Raw genomic sequence first — 23451 nt, 5'->3', positions numbered from 1 at the left:
GTTTTTAAGGCGCTCTTGATAGGGAAGATTAAAATTTAAATGTGACATCAGCAATGAACTGTCGCCCAATTTCAGATCTAAGTCTGTTGGTCGACTCACTAATACCTGGGGTGGTATAGATATTATGTCGATTGGTAATATTGTTAATGGTTAAACCGAATATTGCTTTGTAGTCTTTAGAGAAATTCAAATCATAAGTGGTACGCATATCCCAACTAAATCGAGGTCTAATTGTATCTGTGGCATAGGCTTCCAACAGGACACCATCATGCTCAACTTTGTTTTTTAGTTTATACGTATCTTTATATTCAGATTTGTAGCTTAAGAAGTTATTAATCTTTAATGGTAAATTTGAAAACTCAATGTCCCAACCAAAACGAGCCGTCCAAGGCTGATTGAAATTTTCAACAGGACGTTCATTAAATTGGATGAGGCTGCCGTTAAAAATAATATCGCGATCTTCAGCAGCGGTATTACTGTTAACGTTATATGGCTCAGAATAGTCTAAATAATTTTTTTCCGATTCAGTGTAATCAAAGCCAAAGTTAAACCCGTGCAGAGAGTTTTTATATACGACTGGCAGCGTATTTCTGAGTGTGAGTGTGTAAATGTCAGCTTTTGCTTTACCACTATTACTATATTCAAAATGATCGATGGTATTGCTGGTTGTTGGATCAATAAAACGATTTTTTGTGATTTCATCTTTGCTATCGCGATTCACCCATTTCAGACCAAGGTTCCAGTTTTTAACTTGGCTATTAATGGCAAACACAATTTCGTCAGCATAAGGGGTCTTTAAATTGGCACGTTGAATATTGGAATTAGCTAATATTAAATCTGATAACCCAGTTTGAGTCCAATAGTCTTCAGTTTGATTTTTTGTGCGTTTTAAATTGTATTCCAAAAATGCAAGTTGATCTTGCAGTTCAGTGGCTAAGGTATAGTTTGCATAATATCGATTCCATCCCGTAGTGAAGGACAGAAGATCATTTTTTAGCGGTTTATAGTTAAAGGCAGTACGAGGTGCAATATTTAAATTTTTCGATAAGCTATCATAATCTGCACGTAAACCTAAACGCGCTGAAAAATTATCCCAAGTCGATGTGTTTTCAATGAAGGTATGCACACGTTGTTGGTCAATATTAACTTTACCTTTTTGATAATACTTGCCATTTGTTTGATATTGGCCTTGATAGTTATTTTCATCCGTTGCTTCATCACAAAGAATATCACCTGCCGTACAGCTAATGCCTGAACTAGATGTAAAAGTCTTAGGCTGATTATACATATAGGCATCGTTAGGCCGTTCCCATGCAACTTTAGAATAGTCATAGCCCATACCAAAGCTTAATTGTTGCATGCTGTTGCCAATCTGAATGGTATCAAACGCATTTTTTAGACTATACGAAAATGTATCTTGGTGTAATTCAATATCACTACTTGTGGCACCTTCACCAGGATTGGAACTCCAGTTTTTAGTTGGTGTTTGCTTCCAAAGAATGCCGGTAGTTGAATCATTTTCACGTGCTTGGCTTAGCGTTTGATAGCTAATATTTTGTTTTAATGTTGAATTATTGAGTTTACTTTCTAATTCACCAAAAAATGTCAACGTTTCTGTATTGCTAATACTTTTTGAATTTATTCGCTTATCAACGAAATTTAGACTGTCCAAATCCCCTAAATCAAAGCCAAACTTCGCTTTGGTTGTGTCCGAAGGTGTGTAAAAAAGGGTAGTCCCTAAGTTGATATTATTACGCTCGCTTTTGACTTTACTGCGATCTTCTAAACCACTCATTACTGGAACGATGGATTCACGTTTAGAGGCATAACTATTGATGCCCCATTGTTCAGAGAGTTTGCTGTATAGATTCAGGCTTAAGCCGTGTTTTTTATATTCTTTATTATTTGATGATGTTGGATCTTCAAACTCTGCAGCTTCTTCTTCATCGGTAAAATGATAACGTGACCAATCACTTTCCGTGTAGTCGTAAGTAACGGAGCCGTGGATTTTGCCAATTTCAGTATTTGGGGTACAAGTTTCAGCATTAACTATACCACCTGTAAATTCGCCGTATGCTGCAGAAACATTACTATCGATCAATTCTAATTTACAAATTAAATCGGTATTTAGGGCCATCCCTTGTGAGCCACCATCAAGCTTGCCTGAATAGGAGTTGCCGCTTGCCAGAGGGTCAAGGTTATTGGTGGTATTGACGCCGTTAATTACAAATTTATTTCGGTAAGTTTGCGCGCCATTAATAGATATCTCGGATGGTCGTAGCTCAGCCTGTGAATCTGCAGAACGTTGTTCACGGCTAAACTGCACATTTGGATTAACTTTTAAAAAGTCTGTGATATTTTTCGAACTATTCGGCGTTTTTTCTAAATCTTCTTTGGAGTAGACGGTTGTACCTACTTCTGGCTTGGCTTTGACTTCAACTTCAATCGGCGACATTTTGAGATTATTGCTTTGAATAAATTGAGTTGTATCAATTTCATTAGCATAAGCTTGAGATGCTAAAGCAGTCAAAATTGCGAGATTGAGGGGAGAATAGGCAAAGCGCATGGCTGTCAACAATTATGCAGATAAAAACGATAGCGATTATCATTAACTTTACAAAAATAATCAATAGAAATGAGAATTATTTGCAATAAGTGATTTTTTAATACACAGCGAATTCAATGAAAATTTTGAATAATCAGAAGAGATGGTGATGTGTATTCAATAGACTTGAATAATCAGCTTGGAGAAAGTCTGAATAAGAATTGGCGTCCCTACGGGGATTCGAACCCCGGTTACCGCCGTGAAAGGGCGATGTCCTAGGCCTCTAGACGATAGGGACGTTTAGAAGATGGCGGTATCTTATTGATCCGCCATCATAGTGTCAAGTAGGTGAGGGCCGAGTTTGTTCAAAATATAACAGAACAGTTCAGCGGTCTTCTGAGTATCGTAAAGTGCAGAGTGTGCTTCTTTGCCATCAAACTCAATACCTGCCTGAATACATGATTTTGCCAGCACAGTTTGTCCAAACATTACAGCGCTCAAAGTCACTGTATCGAATACGGAAAAACTATGGAAAGGATTTTGATTTTTTGTCCCTGTACGTGCAATCGCTGCCTGTACAAAACCTAAGTCAAAATGGGCATTATGACCAACTAAAACCGCGTGTGTGCAGTTCTGTTGGCGACGTACTTCATTCACTGACTTAAAAATACGTTTTAATGCTGATTTCTCATCTTCAGCCATGGCCATACGCATCGGATTAAATGGATCTACACCAATAAAATCCAGTGAGCGACGGTCAAGGTTGGCACCTTCAAACGGATTGATATGTGCATGGTGGGCTTCACCCGGTACAAAATTACCTTCTGCATCATACACAATAGGAATAGCTGCAATTTCCAGTAAGGCATCGGTCTGTGAATTAAAACCTGCTGTTTCGACATCGACAACAACAGGTAGGAATCCACGGAAACGTTGACCAATGACTGGTCGAGTTTCATCTGTCACACTTTTCTCCATTGGATGGTCTTACCCGCATACAACGGAATAATTTTTTCGCCATCCAAGTAGTCTAAACTTTCAGGGATCACTTGATCTTCTTTTACCAAAGTAATGGTATTGGTATTTCGAGGGAGTCCGTAGAAGTCTGCACCAAAGTGGCTTGCAAAACCTTCTAAACGGTCGATTTTACCGACTTGATCAAATGCTTGAGCGTATAGCTCAATTGCTGTTGGTGCACTATAACACCCTGCACAGCCACATGCATTTTCTTTAGCATTTTTTGAGTGAGGCGCACTGTCTGTACCTAAGAAAAATTTAGGGTTTGCACTGGTCGCAACTTCGAGCAATGTTTGCTGATGGGTTTGGCGTTTTAAAATCGGTAAGCAATAGAAATGGGGTTTAATGCCACCCACCAACATGTCATTACGGTTAAATAATAAATGTTGCGGTGTGATTGTCGCAGCGACATTACGGTCTTGTTCTAATACAAAATGCGCAGCTTCACTGGTGGTGATGTGTTCTAGTACCAATTTTAATTTAGGAAACTGTTTTAAAAGTGGAGATAGCACTTCATCTAGGAAACGTTTTTCACGGTCAAAAATATCGACATGGTTGTGGGTCACTTCACCATGTAACAGTAATGGCACTTGGTGCTCTTCGAGTTGCTCAATCACACCATAGACTTTACTAATGTCGCTGACACCACTGTCTGAGTTCGTGGTTGCACCTGCTGGATAGAGCTTAATGGCATTAACATGCTCAGATTCTTTAATTTTTTTAACTTCACTCGCTGGGGTGTTGTCTGTGAAATAGAGCACCATACGCGGGTCAAAGTGAACGCCTTCAGGAACATGTGCTATGATACGTTCACGGTATGCATTTGCTTCTTCAACGGTTTTTACCGGTGGTACGGTGTTTGGCATACAAATCGCGCGAGAGAATTGTTGTGCTAAATCAGGAACTGTACGCTTTAGGGCTAGACCGTCACGTAAATGTGCATGCCAATCATCTGGCTGAAGAAGAGTAATCGTGTTCACAGCGATTCCAAGCTTGGAAATAAAACAAATGATAATGCAAATAATGTGAAAATGGTAACGAGATTTCTGTACAAATGACTGAACAGATATAAATAAAGAATAAAACTGTGGTATTTTTAAATGACTAAAAGAATTAGATAAATGCTTGGAAATGGAATACAAGTATAACCTTGCAAAGTTGCAATACGATAAAGAAAAAATAGAGGAACTGATTACACGGCAAACTCGTCGTGTAGGGGAAATGTTTCCTAAAAAACTGGAAACCCAATTTTGGACTTTAAACCTCGATCGTGCGCAAACCAACATACGTCATTTTTTCTGGATGGGGGTGTTGATCTACTTTGTGCTCACCATGCTGATCATTCCCGGAGATTACTGGATTATTGATCAGCAGCATTTTGTGCATGATTTTATTCATTGTTTGCTTGGACAGCTCAATGGTGCGCTGTGTCTTCTGACTTTATATGCCTTTGCTCGTTACGACCGTCTGAAGCCTTATTTTTCACATGCTAGTATGTTTGTAGTGTTTTGGGCAGTTATTTCAATGTCTTGGCTCACCATGACCGTGTATACCGAAGCACTTAAACATCAGGCCATGATGATCCTTTGTATGATTTACATCTTGAGCTACATTTTGACGGGGGTGAAACCGGTCCAAATGTTGATGTCTGGCTTGTTGGCTGCTGTGGTCACCATGTTGATGCTTTTTTCATTAGAAGTGAAATTTGATATGATGGTGTTGGGGCGTGTACTGATTGGAAGCTGTGTATTGGGTTTTGCAATCAGTAAGATGCTCTGTGCGCGTGAAAGGATGATTTTTTTGAATATGCTGCGCGCGGATATTAGTGAAAAAATCCATCGTATTCATACCACAGAGCTTTTGCATTTAAGTCAGCATGATGAATTAACCAAGATTTCAAATCGACGTACTTTTGATGAAATGCTCGATACCTTTTATGAGCAATCTCGACGTAATAACACCTCGCTCGCTGTGTTGTTTATCGATGTCGATCATTTTAAAAACTATAACGATTTCTACGGTCATCAAAAAGGCGATGATGTAATTTCAACCATTGCCAAAACCATTAAAAATGCCATTCGACATATGGATTTTGTAGCGCGATATGGTGGTGAAGAGTTTGTGGTTTTATTGCCAGAAACCGATGCACATGGTGCTTATGCAGTTGCCTCGAATATTTATAAAGCAATCGATCGTTTAGAAATTCCACATGCCAAATCACAGGTTTCAAATCACGTCACTATTAGTTTGGGTATTACGGTATATCGTGCTGAAAATATGACGAAGGATGAACTGTTAAATATTGCTGATCAGGCGTTGTATCGTGCGAAACAATTAGGCCGGAATCAAATTTACTATCAGTCGATTCGTTCAGCACATGTGGCTTAATGTTTAATAAAATTGAGAACTTCTCTGAAATCGGCAATAAAAAACCGCGCAAAATGCGCGGTTTTTTATGACTCAACAAATCTTATTTGTTTTTGTCTTTTAATTGAGGCACTGCAGAACCTGTACCTACTGCAAGTAAGCCAGAGTTTGTGTAGATACCTAATTTAGCGCGAGTATCTGTGATATCCAAGTTACGCATAGTCAATTGACCGATACGGTCAGCAGGGCTAAACATAGAGTCACCTTTCTCCATAGTTAAACGCTCAGCTTCATAAGTGAGGTTAGGAGATTCAGTGTTTAGAATAGTGTAGTCATTACCACGACGAAGTTCTAAAGTCACAGTACCAGTGATTGCTTTAGCAACCCAACGCTGCGCAGTTTCACGAAGCATTAATGATTGAGAATCGAACCAACGACCTTGGTAAAGAAGACGACCTAAACGCAGACCGTTAATACGGTATTGTTCGATGGTGTCTTCGTTATGAATACCAGTCACAAGACGCTCATAAGCGATGTGAAGAAGCGCCATACCCGGAGCTTCGTAAATACCACGAGATTTTGCTTCAATGATACGGTTTTCGATTTGGTCTGACATACCTAGACCGTGACGACCACCGATACGGTTGGCTTCAAGAATGAATTCAACAGGGTTTTCGATGCGTTTGCCGTTTAATGCAACAGGGAAGCCTTCTTCGAAAGTTACAGAAACTTCTTCAGCTTTAACTTCTACGTCATCTTTCCAGAAAGCAACGCCCATGATTGGGTCTACGATTTTGATACCCGCATTAAGGTATTCAAGATCTTTTGCTTCGTGAGTCGCACCTAACATGTTTGAGTCAGTTGAGTACGCTTTCTCTTTTGACATTTTATAGTCAAAACCGTTGTCGATTAGGAACTGTGACATTTCTGCACGGCCACCTAATTCGTCAATAAAGGTTTGGTCTAACCAAGGTTTGTAAATTTTAAGCGATGGGTTAGTCAATAGACCATAACGGTAGAAACGTTCAATGTCGTTACCTTTATAAGTCGAACCGTCACCCCAGATGTTTACGTCATCTTCTTTCATTGCGGTTACAAGCATCGTACCTGTAACTGCACGACCAAGAGGAGTCGTGTTGAAGTAAGGCATACCACCAGTTGAAATGTGGAAAGCGCCACATTGAATAGCCGCAATACCTTCTAATGCAAGTTGTAAACGACAATCAACTAAGCGAGCTTTAACTGCGCCATACGCTTCCGCTTTTTTTGGAATCGCATCGTAGTCGTCTTCATCAGGTTGACCTAAGTTTGCTGTGTAAGCATAAGGTTCTGCACCTTTTTGTTTCATCCACAAAAGCGCAGCTGAAGTATCTAGACCACCAGAGAAGGCAATACCAACTTTTTTGCCAACTGGGACATTCTGCAAGATAGTTGCATTATCAGTCATTGTTAATCCTAACGATATAAATATAGGCACCGAGAATGGGTGGCCTGAAAGAATACATATATGTGCATGATTGTAGCACTTTTCTGCGGGGTTTTTCTAAAAAATCATGAGATACAAGCGATGAGGTGGAAAAAAATGATCGTTGAAATCTATTGTTGAATACTTCATCAAGTTTTTGCGTGCGGAAAATGCATTTTCTGAAAGAAATAGGATGCAAATATAAAGAAATTTATTTGATTTAAATAAATGGTCATACCAATAATGAGTTGATTTGGTTTTATCCTTTTTACTGAAATGAGAATGAGGTCATACAAAGCTGGGTTATTCGACTAAAGTATATTTTATAAAGTTTATTCATAAATAATAACTACAAAACAGATATTTAAAAGTTGATGTGGAAGTTTTTAAACGGAAAAATAATGTTTTTGTATTTTATATTGGTCATACCAAAAACAAGAAAAGCTTGAATGATGGAGTTGAAATAATTAAAAATTGCGGAGTATTTCAGCAATAGTATGAGTTTTTATGTGTTTAATATTTATATTGGTCATACCAATATAAAAAGACCACATGCTGATATTGCTCAATAATTAAATCTTAGTAAGCATTTCAAGGAGATGACAATGCTTCAATGGCAGCAAATATATGACCCAATGGGGAATATATGGATATCAAGTTTAATTGCGCTCATTCCGATTATCTTTTTTTTCTTGGCGCTTGCTGTATTTCGTTTAAAAGGCAGTGTGGCAGGTACGATCACCGTTGTACTGGCACTGTTGGTGTCTTTATTTGCCTATGACATGCCTGCGCTTATGGCATTGGCTTCGATGGTCTACGGTTTTTTCTATGGTTTATGGCCGATCGCATGGATCATTATTGGTGCGGTGTTCCTGTATAAAATCTCAGTCAAAACAGGGCAGTTTGACATCATCCGTTCTTCGATACTTTCCATTACTGAAGATCAACGATTACAGATGCTGTTAGTTGGCTTTGCTTTCGGTACTTTCCTCGAAGGTGCGGCGGGCTTTGGTGCTCCTGTGGCGATTACTGCAGCACTATTGGTAGGTTTAGGCTTTAAACCCTTATATGCGGCAGGTCTTTGTCTGATCGTAAATACAGCGCCAGTGGCTTTTGGTGCGATGGGTATTCCAATTATCGTTGCTGGGCAAGTGTCTGGTGTTGATACGATGGAAATCAGTCAGATGGTTGGTCGACAGTTGCCATTTATGGTACCGATTGTACTGTTTTGGATTATGGCGATTATGGATGGTTGGCGCGGTGTGAAGGAAACTTGGCCTGCAGTTGTGGTTGGGGCGAGTAGCTTTGCGATTGCACAGTACCTAACCTCGAACTTTGTCGGTCCTGAATTACCCGATATTACCGCGGCGATTGCCTCTTTAGTGTCATTAACGATTTTATTTAAATATTGGCAGCCTAAACATATTTTCCGCTTTGCAGATCAAGATGCGACGATGAGTGAAGATGTTGCTGCACAAAAACAGCAAAAATATAGCTTGGGGCAAATTGCAAAAGCGTGGTCACCATTTGCGATCTTAACGGTGATGGTCACGATCTGGAGTATTAAACCGTTTAAGGATTTATTTACTAAAGACGGTGCCTTACATGATTTGGTTATTTCCATCAAAGTGCCATTTTTACATCAATTGGTTCAAAAGATGCCGCCAGTCGTACCTGAAATGAAGGACTACGATGCCATCTATAAATTTGACTGGTTTTCGGCAACAGGTACGGCAATTGTCATCGCTGCGATCATTACCATTATTTTCTTAAAAATGAAGCCGAAAGACGCAATTGTGACCTTTGGTGAAACCATTAATGAATTAAAAATTCCAATTTATTCGATTGGAATGGTCTTGGCTTTTGCATTTATCGCCAACTATTCAGGGATGTCGGCAACATTGGCATTGGCACTTGCGCATACAGGCCAAGCCTTTACCTTCTTCTCGCCATTTTTAGGATGGCTTGGTGTCTTCCTTACGGGTTCAGATACGTCAGCCAATGCACTATTTGCTGCATTACAGGCAACTACTGCACAACAAATCGGTGTGCCAGAAGTATTACTCGTTGCTGCCAATACCAGTGGTGGTGTGACTGGAAAAATGATTTCTCCGCAGTCCATTGCAATTGCATGTGCGGCAGTTGGATTGGTAGGTAAAGAGTCGGATTTATTCCGTTTTACCGTAAAACACAGTATAACGTTCACAATCATGATGGGGATTTTAATCACCCTACAAGCTTATGTGTTCCCTTGGATGATTCCATAACACGCATTGTGTAACAACGTTAAGGAAAGCAGATGAAAGTCTCTGATAAAACTGTTCAAAGTCTTCGTGTATTGATTGAAGAAAGCAATATGCAAGTTGGAGATCGTCTGCCTGCTGAACGGAAACTGTGTGAACAACTAGGCGTCTCACGCACCTCTTTACGCGAAGCGATTTCTCAATTGACCAGCATGGGCGTGTTGGTCAGTAAAGTCGGTGCGGGGACTTTTTTAAAGCAATTACCAGCGACTTGGTCGAGTTATCAAATTGTGCAGCCCATTAGCAGTTTGATTAGTGAAGACCCTGCCTACCGTTTTGATGTGCAAGAGGCGCGCATTATTTTAGAAGGTGGTACTGCATGGTATGCGGCACAACGTGCTACAGCAGAGGACTTGGCACATATCCGACATTATTATGATCAGATCAATCATTTTCAGGCTTTAGGCAATGACGATGAAGCAGCGCGTGCAGATGCCAAATTTCATTTAGCAATTGCTGAAGCTTCACACAATTTAGTGTTGATTCAGATGATGCGTGGTCTATTTGATCTGTTGCAATTTAATGTCGTTTTAGGTCGTCGAAAAGTTTATAGCGAAGCACACCGATTTGATCAATTGCACGATCAGCACTTTCAAGTCATGAATGCAATTGAACGTCGTGATCCTGAAGCTGCACGTAAAGCAGTCTGTGGACACATTGAGTTTGTAGTACAACAGGTGCGTATGATTGATGAAGAAGAAGCTCGACGTCAGCGTGCCAGTCGATTAAACAGGATATAAGCATGATTATTTCTTCTGCCAATGACTACCGTGAAGCGGCACGTCGTCGTTTACCGCCATTTTTATTTCATTACATCGATGGCGGGGCGTATGCCGAATATACCTTAAAGCGTAATGTAGAAGATTTATCAAAAATAGCGTTGCGTCAACGTGTGCTGAATGACATGTCACAGCTGAGTTTAGAAACCCAACTGTTTAATGAAACCTTATCAATGCCTGTGGCTTTATCACCTGTGGGTTTAACGGGAATGTATGCACGCCGCGGCGAAGTTCAAGCAGCAGTAGCCGCAGATAAAAAGGGCATTCCATTTACGCTGTCTACCGTTTCAGTATGTCCTATTGAAGAGGTGTCGCCAGCGATTCAGCGTCCCATGTGGTTTCAGTTATATGTGCTACGTGACCGTGGCTTTATGAAAAATGCCTTAGAACGTGCCAAAGCTGCAGGCTGTTCAACTTTAGTGTTTACCGTGGATATGCCTGTTCCGGGCGCGCGTTACCGTGATGCGCACTCAGGGATGAGCGGGCCAAATGCAGCCATGCGCCGTTATATGCAGTCGTGTTTCCATCCACACTGGGCATGGAATGTGGGTTTATTAGGTCGTCCGCATGACTTAGGGAATATTTCTAAATACTTGGGCAAACCAACAGGTTTAGAAGATTATATCGGCTGGTTGGGTAATAACTTTGACCCATCAATTTCATGGAAAGATCTTGAGTGGATTCGTGAATTTTGGGATGGACCGATGGTTATTAAAGGCATACTTGACCCTGAAGATGCCAAAGATGCTGTGCGTTTTGGTGCAGATGGCATCGTGGTGTCAAACCATGGTGGCCGTCAGCTCGATGGGGTTTTATCATCAGCGCGTGCATTACCGCCAATTGCAGATGCAGTAAAAGGCGATATTAAAATTCTTGCGGACTCCGGTATTCGAAATGGTTTAGATGTGGTGCGTATGCTGGCTTTGGGTGCAGATACCTGTATGCTCGGTCGCGCATTTGTTTATGCACTCGGTGCAGCAGGTGGTGAGGGTGTTTCCAATCTTCTAGAACTGATTGATAAAGAAATGCGTGTTGCGATGACCTTAACAGGTGCAAAAACCATTGCGGATATTACATCTGATTGTTTGGTGAAGTTAGAGAAAGAGTTGGCTGGGTGATTTTTTGAATAGATCTCTTGGGAAAGTTATTCGTCATCAAAAAAAAATTAAAAAATGAAAGTTCCCTCTCCTTGTAGGAGAGGGTTAGGGAGAGGTGTTTATTGAATAATTCTCCTAACCCTCTTGCGTAGCGTTGCTACTCATCCCAAAGGGAGAAGGGATATTCATTATAGATTTTAATAACAATGACTAAAAACTTTTGATATGTGCAAATAAACCTACGTTGTTTAAAATTATTTAAATCAATATTTTTTCATTGCATAACAATGCTATTCCTCTTTATCAAGGAGAGAAAATATTGAAAATGGAAAATTCTACGAGCATGCAAACTCAATCATTACAAACCATTCAAAACCTCATCAACATCGTCGGTAAGCAACACGTTTTAACTGAAGATAAAGACACACGTTTATACCGCCAAGGTCGCCGTTACGGTGCAGGAAAAGTATTGGCTGTGGTTACACCGGGCTCTTTGCTTGAGCAATGGCAAGTGCTGCAAGCGGCTGTGGATGCAAATTGTATTGTGATTATGCAAGCCGCCAATACAGGTCTGACAGGTGGTTCAACGCCGTTTGGTGATGACTATGACCGTCCTGTGGTGCTGATAAGTACACGTCGTTTGGTTGGCATCCAAGTGATTAATGAAGGCAAGCAAGTGATTTGTCTACCGGGTGCGACATTAGACAAACTTGAAAAAGATTTGCTGCCATTTAATCGTGAACCTCATTCGGTGATTGGTTCTTCTTGTATTGGGGCATCGGTTTTGGGTGGCGTCTGTAATAACTCAGGTGGTGCTTTGGTGCGCCGCGGTCCTGCCTATACAGAGCTTGCACTGTATGCACGAGTGAATGAGTCAGGTGACTTAGAGTTGGTCAATCATTTAGGTATCAATCTTGGCAATACGCCTGAAGAAATCCTCACAGCGTTGGAAAATAAAAATTATCAAATCAATGACATTGTGAATAATTCAAGTTGCTGTGCCTCTGATCAGCGCTATTCACATGACGTTAAACAAGTTGATGAAAATACGCCTGCACGTTTCAATGCTGATCCAAGCCGCTTATTTGAAGCATCGGGTTCAGCGGGTAAAGTGTGTGTCTTTGCCGTACGTTTAGATACCTTTGAAAAGATTCCAAGTCAGGTGTTTTATGTAGGAACCAATTCACATGATGATTTGACGGAAATTCGCCGTTTTTTACTAAAAGATTTGCCGCGCTTGCCGATTGCAGGTGAGTACATTCATCGCGTGGCATATGACATTGGGGCTGAGTACGGCAAAGATTCTTTTGTATTTATTGAAAAATTTGGCACGGCAAAAGTTCCAGCTGCTTTTGCCATGAAAGATAAAGTCGATGGCTATTTAGAAAAACTGGGCTTGCGAGGTTTGTCAGATAAAGTCTTGCAGCTAGTGACAAAATTTTTGCCGAATCATTTGCCGAAACGGATGAATGCCTTCCGTGATTTATATGAACATCATTTGATGATTCGTATTGAAAATCAGGATGTTGATCAAGTTGATGCGTATTTGAAAACGTATTTTTTAGATAAAACGGCAGGCAATTATTTTAAATGCACAGACGAAGAAGGGCGTAAAGCATTTTTACACCGTTTTGCGGTGGCAGGTGCTGCAATTCGTTATCGTGATACGCATCGTTCGGAAGTGGAAGATATTGTTGCGCTGGATATTGCGCTACGTCGCAATGATCGAGAGTGGGTAGAAACTTTGCCGAAAGCCATGGATGAGCAAATTATCCATAAACTCTATTATGGACATTTTCTCTGTCATGTTTTTCATCAAGATTATATTGTGAAAAAAGGTGTAGATCCTTTGGTAATGGAACATGCAATGTGGCATTTACTCGATGATCGTGGTGCTGAATATCCTGCGGAACACAATGTTGGACATTTATATGTTGCCAAGCCTGCATTAAAAAATCATTATCAAAAGTTGGATCCAACCAATAGCTTTAATGTCGGGATTGGGCAAACCAGTAAGCTGAAGCATTGGAAATAATGCTTTTAAAAATAACACGCCGTGATGTGAAATATCACGGCTTTTTTTATGGTTAGAGGATTTATATATCAGGCGGTATTGACCATAAAAGCGAAGAATATTTTCTAAACTGTCATCCCAAAATATAAAAAAACCGCTAAAGTATTATGCAACAAGTTGCAAAGCCAAAATAAGGATTCAGCATGACAACGACTAGCTATGCAAATATTTTAAAACCTTTACATTTGGGTTTTACCACGATTAAAAATCGTGTCGTGATGGGGTCCATGCATAGTGGGCTAGAAGATCGTTTTTATAATTATCCTAAGCTTGCAGCTTATTTTGGTGAGCGTGCGAAAGGTGGTGTCGGCCTGATTATTACAGGCGGTATTTCGCCAAACCGTCAAGGTTGGTTGTTACCTGCTGGCGGTACCATGAATACTTTAGGTGATATCGCTCCACATCGATTGGTGACTCATGCAGTGCATAAGCATGGTGCCAAAATTTTAATGCAAATCTTGCATGCAGGGCGTTATGGCTATCAGCCTTTTGCAGTGTCAGCGAGTCCGATAAAATCTCCGATTTCACCTTTTAAACCGCGTCAATTGAGTGATAAACAGATTTTAGACACGATAGACGACTATGTACGCTGCGCAAGCTTAGCTCAAAAAGCGGGCTATGACGGTGTTGAAATCATGGGTTCAGAAGGCTATTTGCTGAATCAATTTTTAAGTCGTCATGTCAACCAACGGACTGACCGTTGGGGCGGTGAAATTGAAAATCGTATGCGCCTTGCGGTTGATATTGTGAAATCAATACGTGCTGAAGTGGGTGAGAAATTTATTATCTGCTTCCGTTTGTCATTGCTTGATTTGGTTCATGATGGGAACACTATGGCAGAAGTCATTACTGTTGCTAAAGCATTGGAAGCAGCGGGTGTGACGTTATTGAACACGGGGATTGGTTGGCATGAAGCACGTATTCCGACAATTGTGACCTCAGTGCCTCGCGCAGCGTTTGTGGACTATACCGCTGAAGTCAAAAAACATGTTGCGATTCCTGTCATTGCGTCCAACCGTATCAATATGCCAGATACAGCTGAAGAAATTTTGGCTTCAGGCAAGGCAGATATGGTGCAAATGGCGCGTCCATTCTTGGCAGACCCATTTTGGGTAAATAAAACGGCGACCAACCGTGTCGATGAAATTAATACCTGTATTGCCTGTAACCAAGCCTGCTTAGATCATACTTTTAAAAATCAGCGTGCGACGTGTTTGGTTAACCCACGAGCGGCATATGAAACTGAATTGGTTTATTTAAAGACCAAAAAACCGAAGCGTATTGCAGTCGTCGGTGGTGGCGTGGCAGGGATGTCTGCTGCAACGGTTGCAGCAAGCCGAGGCCATGCGGTGACTTTATTTGAAGCTGGTGCAGAGGTAGGTGGTCAATTTAATTTGGCGAAAGTCGTTCCCGGCAAAGAAGAATTTCACGAAACGATTCGCTACTTTAAAGTTCAAATCGAAAAAACAGGGGTGGATTTGCGTTTAAATACACGCGTTAACCGTGAACAGCTTGAACGTGAAGGGTTTGAGGAAGTGGTTATTGCAACAGGTGTAGTTCCTCGCAGCTTGAAAATCGAAGGTAGTGATGCACCGAATGTCTTGTCTTATGCAGAAGTGCTGAAAGGCGCAGCTGTGGGGGGTAAAGTTGCTGTGATTGGTGCAGGCGGCATTGGCTTTGATGTATCTGAATTTTTACTCAAACCACCACATCAGCCACAACCAATGCCTTTAGCGGATTGGCAGCGGGAGTGGGGTGTTGATCCAAATCCAAACTACGTAACAGAAGGTGGTATGCAGGCTGCTGAGCTCGAACCTCCTGTTCGTGAAATCTACTTATTACAACGTAAAACAACTGCAATTGGTGCTGGGTTAGGTAAAACATCAGGCTGGGTACATCGTGCACAATTAAAGAAAAATGCGGTTCGTATGCTGCGTGGTGTTCAATACAAAGCCATTACTGATGAAGGTCTTTGGGTTGAATATGAAGGGCATGATCAATTATTACGTGTAGATACGATTGTTGTTTGTGCAGGTCAGGAATCGGTGAAGCATTTGATGCCTGAACAGGGTGAGAAAACCCTTGCCAATTACCATATTATTGGTGGTGCAAAACTAGCAGCAGAGTTAGATGCGAAACGCGCAATACGTGAAGGTGCGGAGCTTGCGGCTAAACTTTAAGGATTTGGCGAAACAATATTCATTTGAAAGGTTTAGTTGTAATTTTTACTTGTCAGATGAATAAAACCTCCGTATTATGGCGCACATGGAAGCGTGGCAGAGCGGTTTAATGCACCGGTCTTGAAAACCGACGAGGGCGCGAGTCCTCCGTGAGTTCGAATCTCACCGCTTCCGCCAAATTCAAAAAAGCCCCTGTAGTGATACAGGGGCTTTTTTTATCTTAGATTTAAATTGGGGATGGTAGTCATTACATACCAGTGTTTTTAATAATGTCAGAAATGAATTTCAGGCATAGCATTAAGTCAAGTATTGATGTCAGCGTATTTACAGGCTGAATTGAAAGTAAGAAAAAAGAATAATGGTTTATTGATATTATTGAATTTTATTTAATGGCTGAGTTATTCACAACACTCCCAATCAGTGGGCAGAGCTATGATCGCTTATTTTGAAAAAATATCAATTGTATTTTATTTGATCAAATGTTTAGAAGTGTCACGACCCCTTGGCAAGGGATAAAAAAGTGCTATATTTAAATCACAGTAGGTCATAAGCAAGACGCTACTAATAGGTTGGACGGATCAATGACAGCTCGTTGAGTTTAGTAATATTTAAGATGTTTTTGAATATTACAGACAAGAAATCAGCACTAGCCTTCCAACATAGAGCCCGCAGCAATGCGGGCTTTTTAATGTCTTTCAAAATGTGAAAATATAGTGTTTTTGTCAAACAATAATTAAATAGTCAATCTATGTTATTGATATATATTTACTAAAGTAAAATAAGTTTACATTGCCATGAAATCTAACATTTACAAAGCAGGTTGTTGCGTAAAGGTGTGATATAAAAAATTCAATTATTAAAACAAGTAGAGACGTCACTATGACACAGATGATCGATATTAAAGTGAAGGACCAATTTAGTCAGGTTTATGAAGCACAAGCTTTGGTGCGTAATCCTTCAGAAGAAGATTCAAGAGCGCTGTTTCATCGCATTGAACATATCATTATTGCAGGTGAAATCATCCTACCCAGTATCGAGTTGCTTTTTGAAAGTCAAAAATCGGACAGTATTTACAAGCTTTTAGAAGCATAAATTGAATGAATAAAAAAACTCACCGTATGGTGAGTTTTTTTATTTTAGAGATAGAGCTTTAAGCTGTTTGATCTGCTTTAAATTGATTCAAAATATAAGACAGTAACTGATAGCGTGTCATCGGGTTGCTAGAAGACAGTTCAACGTCTTGTTTACGCACTTGAATTTCTTGAGTTAAAACACCAGCTTGAAAGCGTTGCACGATCATATGATCTTTTGATACATCATGGTCGGTCAGCACTAGTTTGGGTCCAAGGTGCAGATGTCCAATCGCATCTAGACATTGTTCAAGGCTGCTATATAGGTTGAAAAGGATGAGTGCCTGATCATTAGAATAATTGGCTAAATTCATTTTTATTATCCATGGTCAAAAATTATTGAGCAGGAATAGTGTATATGAATTGAGCAACAATAATCTGTATGGATTATTTTTCATTTAATGTCTATCTAGGTGACTTTGTTTAAATCATTGAGATAGCTTAAATCTTTATGAAAAATAAGTTGGAATTCGCTTTAAATTAAAGCGGCTTGAATACCAATGGGACATCATAACGGGCAAATTCTTCAATGATACTGTTTAAAACCAATTGAGCTTGAGGTTCCGCTGCTGTAAAGGTGAGTTCTTGGTTCGTTTGGCTGTTAAAGCATTCGACTTGTTCTATACGCCAAATTGTTTCAATGGCTGTATTTTGAATGACCACACGTCTAGGCTGTAATTCATCACTAATTTTTCGTGGCATGACATAGGTAATGGCCAATTGAACATTAGGCAATTCGTCTTGTGAGGTTAAGAAGGTAAATACCCAATTGCCAATTTTGCTGAGTTGCATTGGATTATCGAAAGAATCAAATTCTAAACAAAATTGTTGTGACATTGACATGCTCAAACGCTGGGAGGTCGGTTTAATTCTTGCGATTTTTTACTGTTGATTGACATTAGGGGAAGGTCGTATAAAACAGCAGTTAAAACCATAAAAGAAATAAGTGAATCGATAAAGTTAATAAAATTCAATTTCTTATATTGATATGTGTGAAGAATTACTCACCTCATTAAGTTGTTTTTTGAATGAGAAGTGAGGAAAAGTCTCTAAGTTAAACCAGTTGTTGCAGATTTTTTAGACTGTAATTAATTTGCTGTAATGCATGTTGTAAGAGTTTAGGTTGAATATTGGATTCATTTAGACAGGTGATCCATTGCATCTGACAGGCTTTTAAGTCTGCAATATCCGTGGCCTGTTGAATATTAAGCATTAATTTTTTTGCCATCAGCCCACAATAACGCTGTAAGTAACTGCACATAAAACTCTGCAACTCATCAAAATCATGCTCGATGAAATCAACGGTTTTTTCTGGCAATACAGGATTGTTTGTTGTCGTAGTTTCAGGTGTGGATTGTGGGAATTGATGGGGTGTAGAGCCCATCGCATCCATTGGTAGGGAGGTCGTCAGTGCGTACTGTGAATGAATCTGAGGAACTTCCATCGTAGGAATTGAAACTTCATTAAAAGTCACATGTTCTTGCGCTGTGAGCTCGGATGCAGGGCTAAAGATATTGAGATCGGGCGTTTTGCTAGGCGCTATTTTAGGAGTATTAAAAGCAGAAAAATCGGAGTTTTGAAGGCGTTGATGATCATGTGCTGTAATTGGCTGAATCAGCCCGAGTTCCATCAGTTGCTCGAGCAATGTCGCTTCAGCAATCCGCTGCTGATAATGCACTGGCATTTGGTTAAAGTCATCACTACCAATTAAGAGTAGCAGACGACGTTGTCTAGCATTTAATGCGGGCTGTCGGTCTTTTAAAGTTTGAAAACCCAGCTCAGTTTTTTGATAGTTGAACATGCCTTAATTCCATAGCTCAAAAGAATTAAGGCAATCCTATGCAGTGATAATGACAGTAATATTAAGAAAATATTAAACAATCAATAATTTATAGAGTAATGACGGCAGAATTTTCTAAAGCTTTGCGTAAATATTGGTCTAAGTCATCTTGACGTAATAGCCATTGCACATAGTCCGCAGGTAATTCTGCAATTGCGGTACCACGGTGTTTACCAAAATTAATACTGCGTGGAATGCGAGCATCTTCCGAAGCTTCGTATAATTCTTCGATGCTGTTGATTTTTAAGTGATGCACAATATGCATCAAAATATTGGCAGTTAAAATAATATCCATATCTGCGCGGTGAGCTTTACGGATCATTTCACGGGCTTTTTCACTGCCTTTGGTGATCATATATATCAAGGCAGAAATATTATGCGCTTCTGCATCAGGCCATACTCGACGAGCTAGCGCAAGGGTACAAATGGCTTTGATTTTTGAACTATCTACACCGCATTTTTCGAGCGCTCGAATATCGTAGTCGATATTATGCCCAATGATATATGTCGTCTCTGATGGGAGTTCAAAACTGCTGTAGTGGGGCTGACCTTCAAGATCTGATTCTAAAATATGATGAACAGCCATCGCTGCAAAAGAAATAGCTTCATCACAACGATATAGTTGATCAAAAATTTTAGATTTATCTAAGGTGATTTTGGCATCTGCCACCTGAATTGGAGCATAGGCAATCTCGATGGGTTGTCCATTTAGTGTATGGGTTTCTGTGTCGAGAATGATGGCTTGCATGTCCAGTTCCAGCATGTTGAATAATGTTTATGAATGTACATGATCACATCCATACTGACAAACCCATGCTGTGATTATTTGTAGGAATATTATGAAGATGGCTGCGCAGTGTTTAAATAATCTGCTTTTATCGCATCTGCCGAAATAAAACCTTTACAGCGGGACAAAGCTAAACCATCTTCTAAATCGACTTATTTTAAAGGCTTTTGTCCATCGTGATATCCAAAAATGTCGCTAAGTGGATTAAGCACTAGAGTATGTTCACGATCAATGGCATGGTGGTTTTTCGGCTTTACTTTTGTGCATATGTTTGTGTAGTTGGCAGGGGGGGACAGCATTTTTGTTGATTTTACATTTTGCTTTAACCTCCGAAAAAAATAGCCCAATCTGTATCCAATGATCAGAAATATAAGTTCAGCCATTTTTCTGAGATCGGGGTGGCTGATTTATTTGAATGCTGTTAATCCATATCGAGCTAAAACAAAGTTTTAGTTCTATATTAATTTGATAAATTAATATAAGAGCAATTGCTTGAAAATTAGGCTTGAACAAAAGTTTGTTCCATGTATTTAATGATTCATATTCAATGAAAAATTGACTTTAAAACAACAAACAAAAGGATCATGGAATGAAAATGCTGCGTTTAACGGTTTTTGTCAGCAGTGCGCTATTTTTAGCAGCCTGCGGTAATGATAGTAATGACCAACAATTTAGTAATCCTGAAACAAACGCTGATCTCAATCAGATCAAAAATCCAGTGGTAACTACAACTGTATAGTCAAGACAATATGCCTGCTGTGAGTGCAGACAGCCGATTGATGACCTATAAAATGCTAGGAGTAGATGGCAAAGTTGTTCAAGCCACAGCCTTAGTCTTTACCCCAAAAACAGTTGCTCCGGCAGGTGGTTGGAAAATTGTGGCTTGGGCACATGGAACGACAGGTGTGGCTGATAAATGCGCTCCGAGCCGACAAGGTTTGCAAGGTACTGAATACTTATTGCAAATGTTATTGGCAAAGGGTTATGTCGTTGTGGCACCCGATTATGAGGGATTAGGTGAACCTAGTGGACGTGAAAACCATCCTTATCTGAATCTAAAAAGTGAAGCCTTTTCGATTACCGATGCCGTTGTCGCTGCTCGAAGTTACTTAACCAGTCAAGGTAAAACGGTGTCGAAGGATTGGCTTTCGATCGGACATTCTCAAGGTGGTCAAGCCGTATTAGGTGCAGCTGAATTCGCATCGCGTGCTGACTTAAATTATAAGGGAACGATTGCCATAGCACCTGCAAATAATCTTGCGCTCATTCTTGACGCAGGCGAGAAGTTAGCTGTAGGTAAACCTGCAACCGTGCAAAGTATGATTTATGCACCTTTAAACAGTTTTACTGCGCAGATCATTGCGGGTATGCAAGGGCATAAAAACAGTGTGGATTATTCAAAAGTATTTAGTGGACATCTGGCTGCGATTGCACCTCAGGCTGAAACAGTGTGTTCAGGCGAGTTAACCAAGTTAATTCAAGATGACATGCTCAGTTATGCGAGTCAGAACACGACTTTGGATAACTATGGCCGCACGCAGTCTGATTTCTTAACTTTAAAGCCAATCCAAAACTTTATGAGTGAAGGTTCACAGCCTTTAACGACAGCGGTGAAAACGCCGATCATCATTTATCAAGGTAAAGCCGATCAGACCATTCCAGCAGATGCGACTAAATTTATGATTAGCCTTGCTAAGCCGGGAACATCGATTGACTATCGTGAGCAAGCGACAGCAGATCATATTAGTATTTATACCGATAATCTGGCAAATTTTGTGCAAGATGTAGAGACTCTCATGTCAAATCAATAAGTTGATTTGACTTAAATAGTGCTCGTGCAGATTCAACACGGGCATTATTTATTTAAAAACAGCACAAACTTCCCTCTCTCATTTCTAAAACTTCATGCTACAATACGCGCCAATCTTAGCACGGCTTAAAAGCCCTAATTTAATAGGACCTCGCTAATGTTTGCCAACACCTCTATTGCTCAATTTGACCCTGAATTAGCTCAAGCGATCTCGAATGAAGATGCTCGCCAAGAAGCGCACATTGAGTTAATCGCTTCAGAAAACTACTGTTCACCTGCAGTAATGGAAGCTCAAGGTTCAAAACTTACTAACAAATATGCAGAAGGCTACCCTGGTAAACGCTACTATGGCGGTTGCGAGTATGTAGACGTGATCGAACAATTGGCCATTGACCGTGCTAAAGAATTGTTTGGTGCAGATTATGCAAACGTTCAACCACACGCTGGTTCACAAGCAAACTCTGCAGTTTACCTTGCGCTACTTAACCCAGGCGATACAGTTTTAGGTATGAGCTTGGCTCACGGTGGTCACTTGACTCACGGTGCTAAAGTTAGCTTCTCTGGTAAAACTTACAACGCAATTCAATACGGTTTGAACCCAGAAACTGGCGAAATCGACTATGAAGAAGTTGAACGTTTAGCTGAAGAACACAAGCCAAAAATGATCGTGGCTGGTTTCTCTGCGTATAGCCAAGTTGTTGATTGGCAACGTTTCCGAGATATCGCGGACAAAGTTGGTGCTTACTTATTCGTAGATATGGCTCACGTAGCTGGTCTTGTTGCTGCTGGTGTTTACCCAAGCCCAGTACAAATTGCTGACGTAACAACAACGACTACTCATAAAACACTTCGTGGTCCACGTTCTGGTTTAATCCTTGCGAAAGCAAACGAAGAAATCGAGAAAAAATTACAATCAGCTGTATTCCCAGGTAACCAAGGTGGTCCTTTAGTTCACGCTGTAGCGGCTAAAGCGATCTGCTTCAAAGAAGCAATGGCGCCTGAATATAAAGCTTACCAACAACAAGTTGTTAAGAATGCGCAAGCAATGGCTGAAGTTCTAATCGAACGTGGTTATGATGTTGTTTCTGGCGGTACTAAGAACCATTTGTTCTTATTATCTTTAATTAAACAAGACATTACTGGTAAAGATGCCGATGCTTGGTTAGGTGCTGCTCACATTACTGTGAACAAAAACTCAGTACCAAACGATCCACGTTCTCCATTCGTGACTTCTGGTATCCGGATCGGTACTCCTGCTGTAACAACACGTGGTTTTGGCGAAGCTGAAGTACGTGACCTTGCAGGCTGGATCGCTGACGTTCTAGACAGCAAAGGTGACGAAGCTGTGATTGCTGCAGTGAAAGAAAAAGTTGCTGCTGTTTGCGCTAAATTCCCAGTTTACGCAAAATAAAACAGACTTGAGAAAAGCCCCCTCAAGGGGGCTTTTTTTATGTCATCAGAAAAATTCAAAAGTTATCTAAACATTTATATTTCTGATATAACGGAATAAGAGATAACAAAAAATTTGCCCATCGCTATAGATCTGCTGGCAAGGTCGCAAAGGAACTTTATATGAATAAACCCAATATTATTCTTTCAGAACAAGATTTACATCGCTTAGAAACCATGTTGGAGCATCAGTCAAAGCTGACACCGACGATGGAGCATTTGGAAGATGAGATGGCGCGCGCTGAAGTGGTTGCTCCACAAGATGTGCCTGCCAATGTGGTGAGTATGAACGCCAAGGTTCTCATTAATATTGCACCTGCGACAGAAGCTACAGAAATTACATTGGTTTATCCGCATGATTTTCGTGGCGATAAAGGCCAAGTCAATGTTTTGGCTCCAGTGGGCGCTGCCATTTTAGGTTTGGCTGAAGGGCAGGAAATAGAATGGCCGCAGCCTGATGGTCACACCATGAAAGTCAAAATCATTAAAGTGCTCTATCAACCAGAGCGTGAAGGGGATTATTTATAATTCCGCTGCGATATACAGATAAAATCCGCACACAAAGCCATCGATACTGATGGCTTTTTTATTTTTCGATATCGCATTTT

The 23451-nt window shown here is 40.4% G+C and carries 17 protein-coding genes, 2 tRNA genes and 1 pseudogene; 11 read left to right on the top strand and 9 right to left on the bottom strand.

The window, feature by feature from the left end:
- Nucleotides 1-28 precede the first annotated feature (28 nt).
- The 4 genes from MST16_RS11630 to pyrC form a co-directional block, all read right to left on the bottom strand.
- Nucleotides 29-2566, bottom strand: coding sequence for a TonB-dependent receptor plug domain-containing protein (locus tag MST16_RS11630; protein ID WP_180010905.1), 2538 nt, complete (start codon nucleotides 2564-2566; stop codon nucleotides 29-31).
- Nucleotides 2567-2767: 201 nt separating this feature from the next.
- A tRNA-Glu gene (locus MST16_RS11625) sits at nucleotides 2768-2843 on the bottom strand.
- Nucleotides 2844-2863: 20 nt separating this feature from the next.
- Entirely contained in the window at nucleotides 2864-3523 is a 660-nt protein-coding gene (rnt, locus tag MST16_RS11620) for a ribonuclease T (RefSeq protein WP_078192915.1), read from the bottom strand.
- Nucleotides 3508-4542, bottom strand: coding sequence for a dihydroorotase (pyrC, locus tag MST16_RS11615; RefSeq protein ID WP_168379382.1), 1035 nt, complete (start codon nucleotides 4540-4542; stop codon nucleotides 3508-3510). Before pyrC ends, rnt begins: the two co-directional genes overlap by 16 nt.
- Nucleotides 4543-4693: 151 nt before the next feature.
- On the opposite strand from pyrC, the gene MST16_RS11610 reads away from it, so the two are divergent.
- A complete protein-coding gene (locus MST16_RS11610) occupies nucleotides 4694-5950 on the top strand; it encodes a diguanylate cyclase (protein WP_180010903.1) in 1257 nt (418 codons plus the stop codon).
- 82 nt (nucleotides 5951-6032) lie between these two features.
- Here the strand turns inward: MST16_RS11610 and argG are convergent, their stop codons facing one another.
- Nucleotides 6033-7376: an argininosuccinate synthase gene (gene argG / locus MST16_RS11605; protein ID WP_078189146.1), complete on the bottom strand. Its 1344-nt coding sequence runs from the start codon at nucleotides 7374-7376 to the stop codon at nucleotides 6033-6035.
- A gap of 617 nt (nucleotides 7377-7993) precedes the next feature.
- Between argG and lldP the strand changes: the two genes are divergently transcribed.
- The 7 genes from lldP to MST16_RS11570 all read left to right on the top strand — a co-directional run bounded on the left by lldP (nucleotide 7994) and on the right by MST16_RS11570 (nucleotide 16919).
- A complete protein-coding gene (gene lldP, locus MST16_RS11600) occupies nucleotides 7994-9661 on the top strand; it encodes an L-lactate permease (RefSeq protein ID WP_171256696.1) in 1668 nt (555 codons plus the stop codon).
- Nucleotides 9662-9693: 32 nt separating this feature from the next.
- A complete protein-coding gene (gene lldR / locus MST16_RS11595) occupies nucleotides 9694-10437 on the top strand; it encodes a transcriptional regulator LldR (protein ID WP_078189144.1) in 744 nt (247 codons plus the stop codon).
- 2 nt (nucleotides 10438-10439) lie between these two features.
- Entirely contained in the window at nucleotides 10440-11594 is a 1155-nt protein-coding gene (gene lldD / locus MST16_RS11590; RefSeq protein ID WP_180004197.1) for an FMN-dependent L-lactate dehydrogenase LldD, read from the top strand.
- A 322-nt stretch (nucleotides 11595-11916) separates the two neighbouring features.
- Nucleotides 11917-13608 (top strand): D-lactate dehydrogenase, encoded by a 1692-nt coding sequence (gene dld, locus MST16_RS11585; protein ID WP_180010901.1) that lies wholly within the window; start codon nucleotides 11917-11919, stop codon nucleotides 13606-13608.
- Nucleotides 13609-13790: 182 nt separating this feature from the next.
- Nucleotides 13791-15827, top strand: coding sequence for an NADPH-dependent 2,4-dienoyl-CoA reductase (locus MST16_RS11580; RefSeq protein ID WP_180010899.1), 2037 nt, complete (start codon nucleotides 13791-13793; stop codon nucleotides 15825-15827).
- Between the two features lie 87 nt (nucleotides 15828-15914).
- A tRNA-Ser gene (locus MST16_RS11575) sits at nucleotides 15915-16004 on the top strand.
- A gap of 702 nt (nucleotides 16005-16706) precedes the next feature.
- Entirely contained in the window at nucleotides 16707-16919 is a 213-nt protein-coding gene (locus MST16_RS11570) for a hypothetical protein (protein ID WP_078189132.1), read from the top strand.
- 58 nt (nucleotides 16920-16977) lie between these two features.
- Here MST16_RS11570 and MST16_RS11565 read toward each other — a convergent pair whose 3' ends face one another.
- The 4 genes from MST16_RS11565 to MST16_RS11550 form a co-directional block, all read right to left on the bottom strand.
- A complete protein-coding gene (locus MST16_RS11565; RefSeq protein ID WP_111885765.1) occupies nucleotides 16978-17271 on the bottom strand; it encodes a hypothetical protein in 294 nt (97 codons plus the stop codon).
- 166 nt (nucleotides 17272-17437) lie between these two features.
- Entirely contained in the window at nucleotides 17438-17794 is a 357-nt protein-coding gene (locus MST16_RS11560) for a hypothetical protein (RefSeq protein WP_180008268.1), read from the bottom strand.
- Between the two features lie 217 nt (nucleotides 17795-18011).
- Complete coding sequence (locus tag MST16_RS11555) at nucleotides 18012-18758, bottom strand: hypothetical protein (RefSeq protein WP_180010897.1); 747 nt, start codon at nucleotides 18756-18758, stop codon at nucleotides 18012-18014.
- A gap of 88 nt (nucleotides 18759-18846) precedes the next feature.
- The gene (locus MST16_RS11550) at nucleotides 18847-19545 is read right to left on the bottom strand and encodes a 3'-5' exonuclease (RefSeq protein WP_180010895.1); all 699 of its coding nucleotides are present in this window, start codon (nucleotides 19543-19545) and stop codon (nucleotides 18847-18849) included.
- 628 nt (nucleotides 19546-20173) lie between these two features.
- On the opposite strand from MST16_RS11550, the pseudogene MST16_RS11540 reads away from it, so the two are divergent.
- The 3 genes and pseudogenes from MST16_RS11540 (at nucleotide 20174) to rnk (ending at nucleotide 23371) form a co-directional block, all read left to right on the top strand.
- Nucleotides 20174-21395: pseudogene (locus MST16_RS11540) on the top strand (alpha/beta fold hydrolase).
- Nucleotides 21396-21551: 156 nt separating this feature from the next.
- Nucleotides 21552-22805 carry a serine hydroxymethyltransferase gene (gene glyA / locus MST16_RS11535; RefSeq protein ID WP_111885761.1) on the top strand — a complete coding sequence of 418 codons (1254 nt, stop codon included), beginning with the start codon at nucleotides 21552-21554 and terminating at the stop codon, nucleotides 22803-22805.
- A gap of 161 nt (nucleotides 22806-22966) precedes the next feature.
- Complete coding sequence (rnk, locus tag MST16_RS11530; RefSeq protein ID WP_078189125.1) at nucleotides 22967-23371, top strand: nucleoside diphosphate kinase regulator; 405 nt, start codon at nucleotides 22967-22969, stop codon at nucleotides 23369-23371.
- Nucleotides 23372-23451: the final 80 nt, after the last annotated feature.

It is taken from the genome of Acinetobacter sp. YH16040_T, from assembly GCF_024605785.1.
Lineage (GTDB): Bacteria > Pseudomonadota > Gammaproteobacteria > Pseudomonadales > Moraxellaceae > Acinetobacter > Acinetobacter amyesii.
Note: the sequence above shows the minus strand (reverse complement) of the source record. Positions and strands in the feature narration are given on the sequence as shown.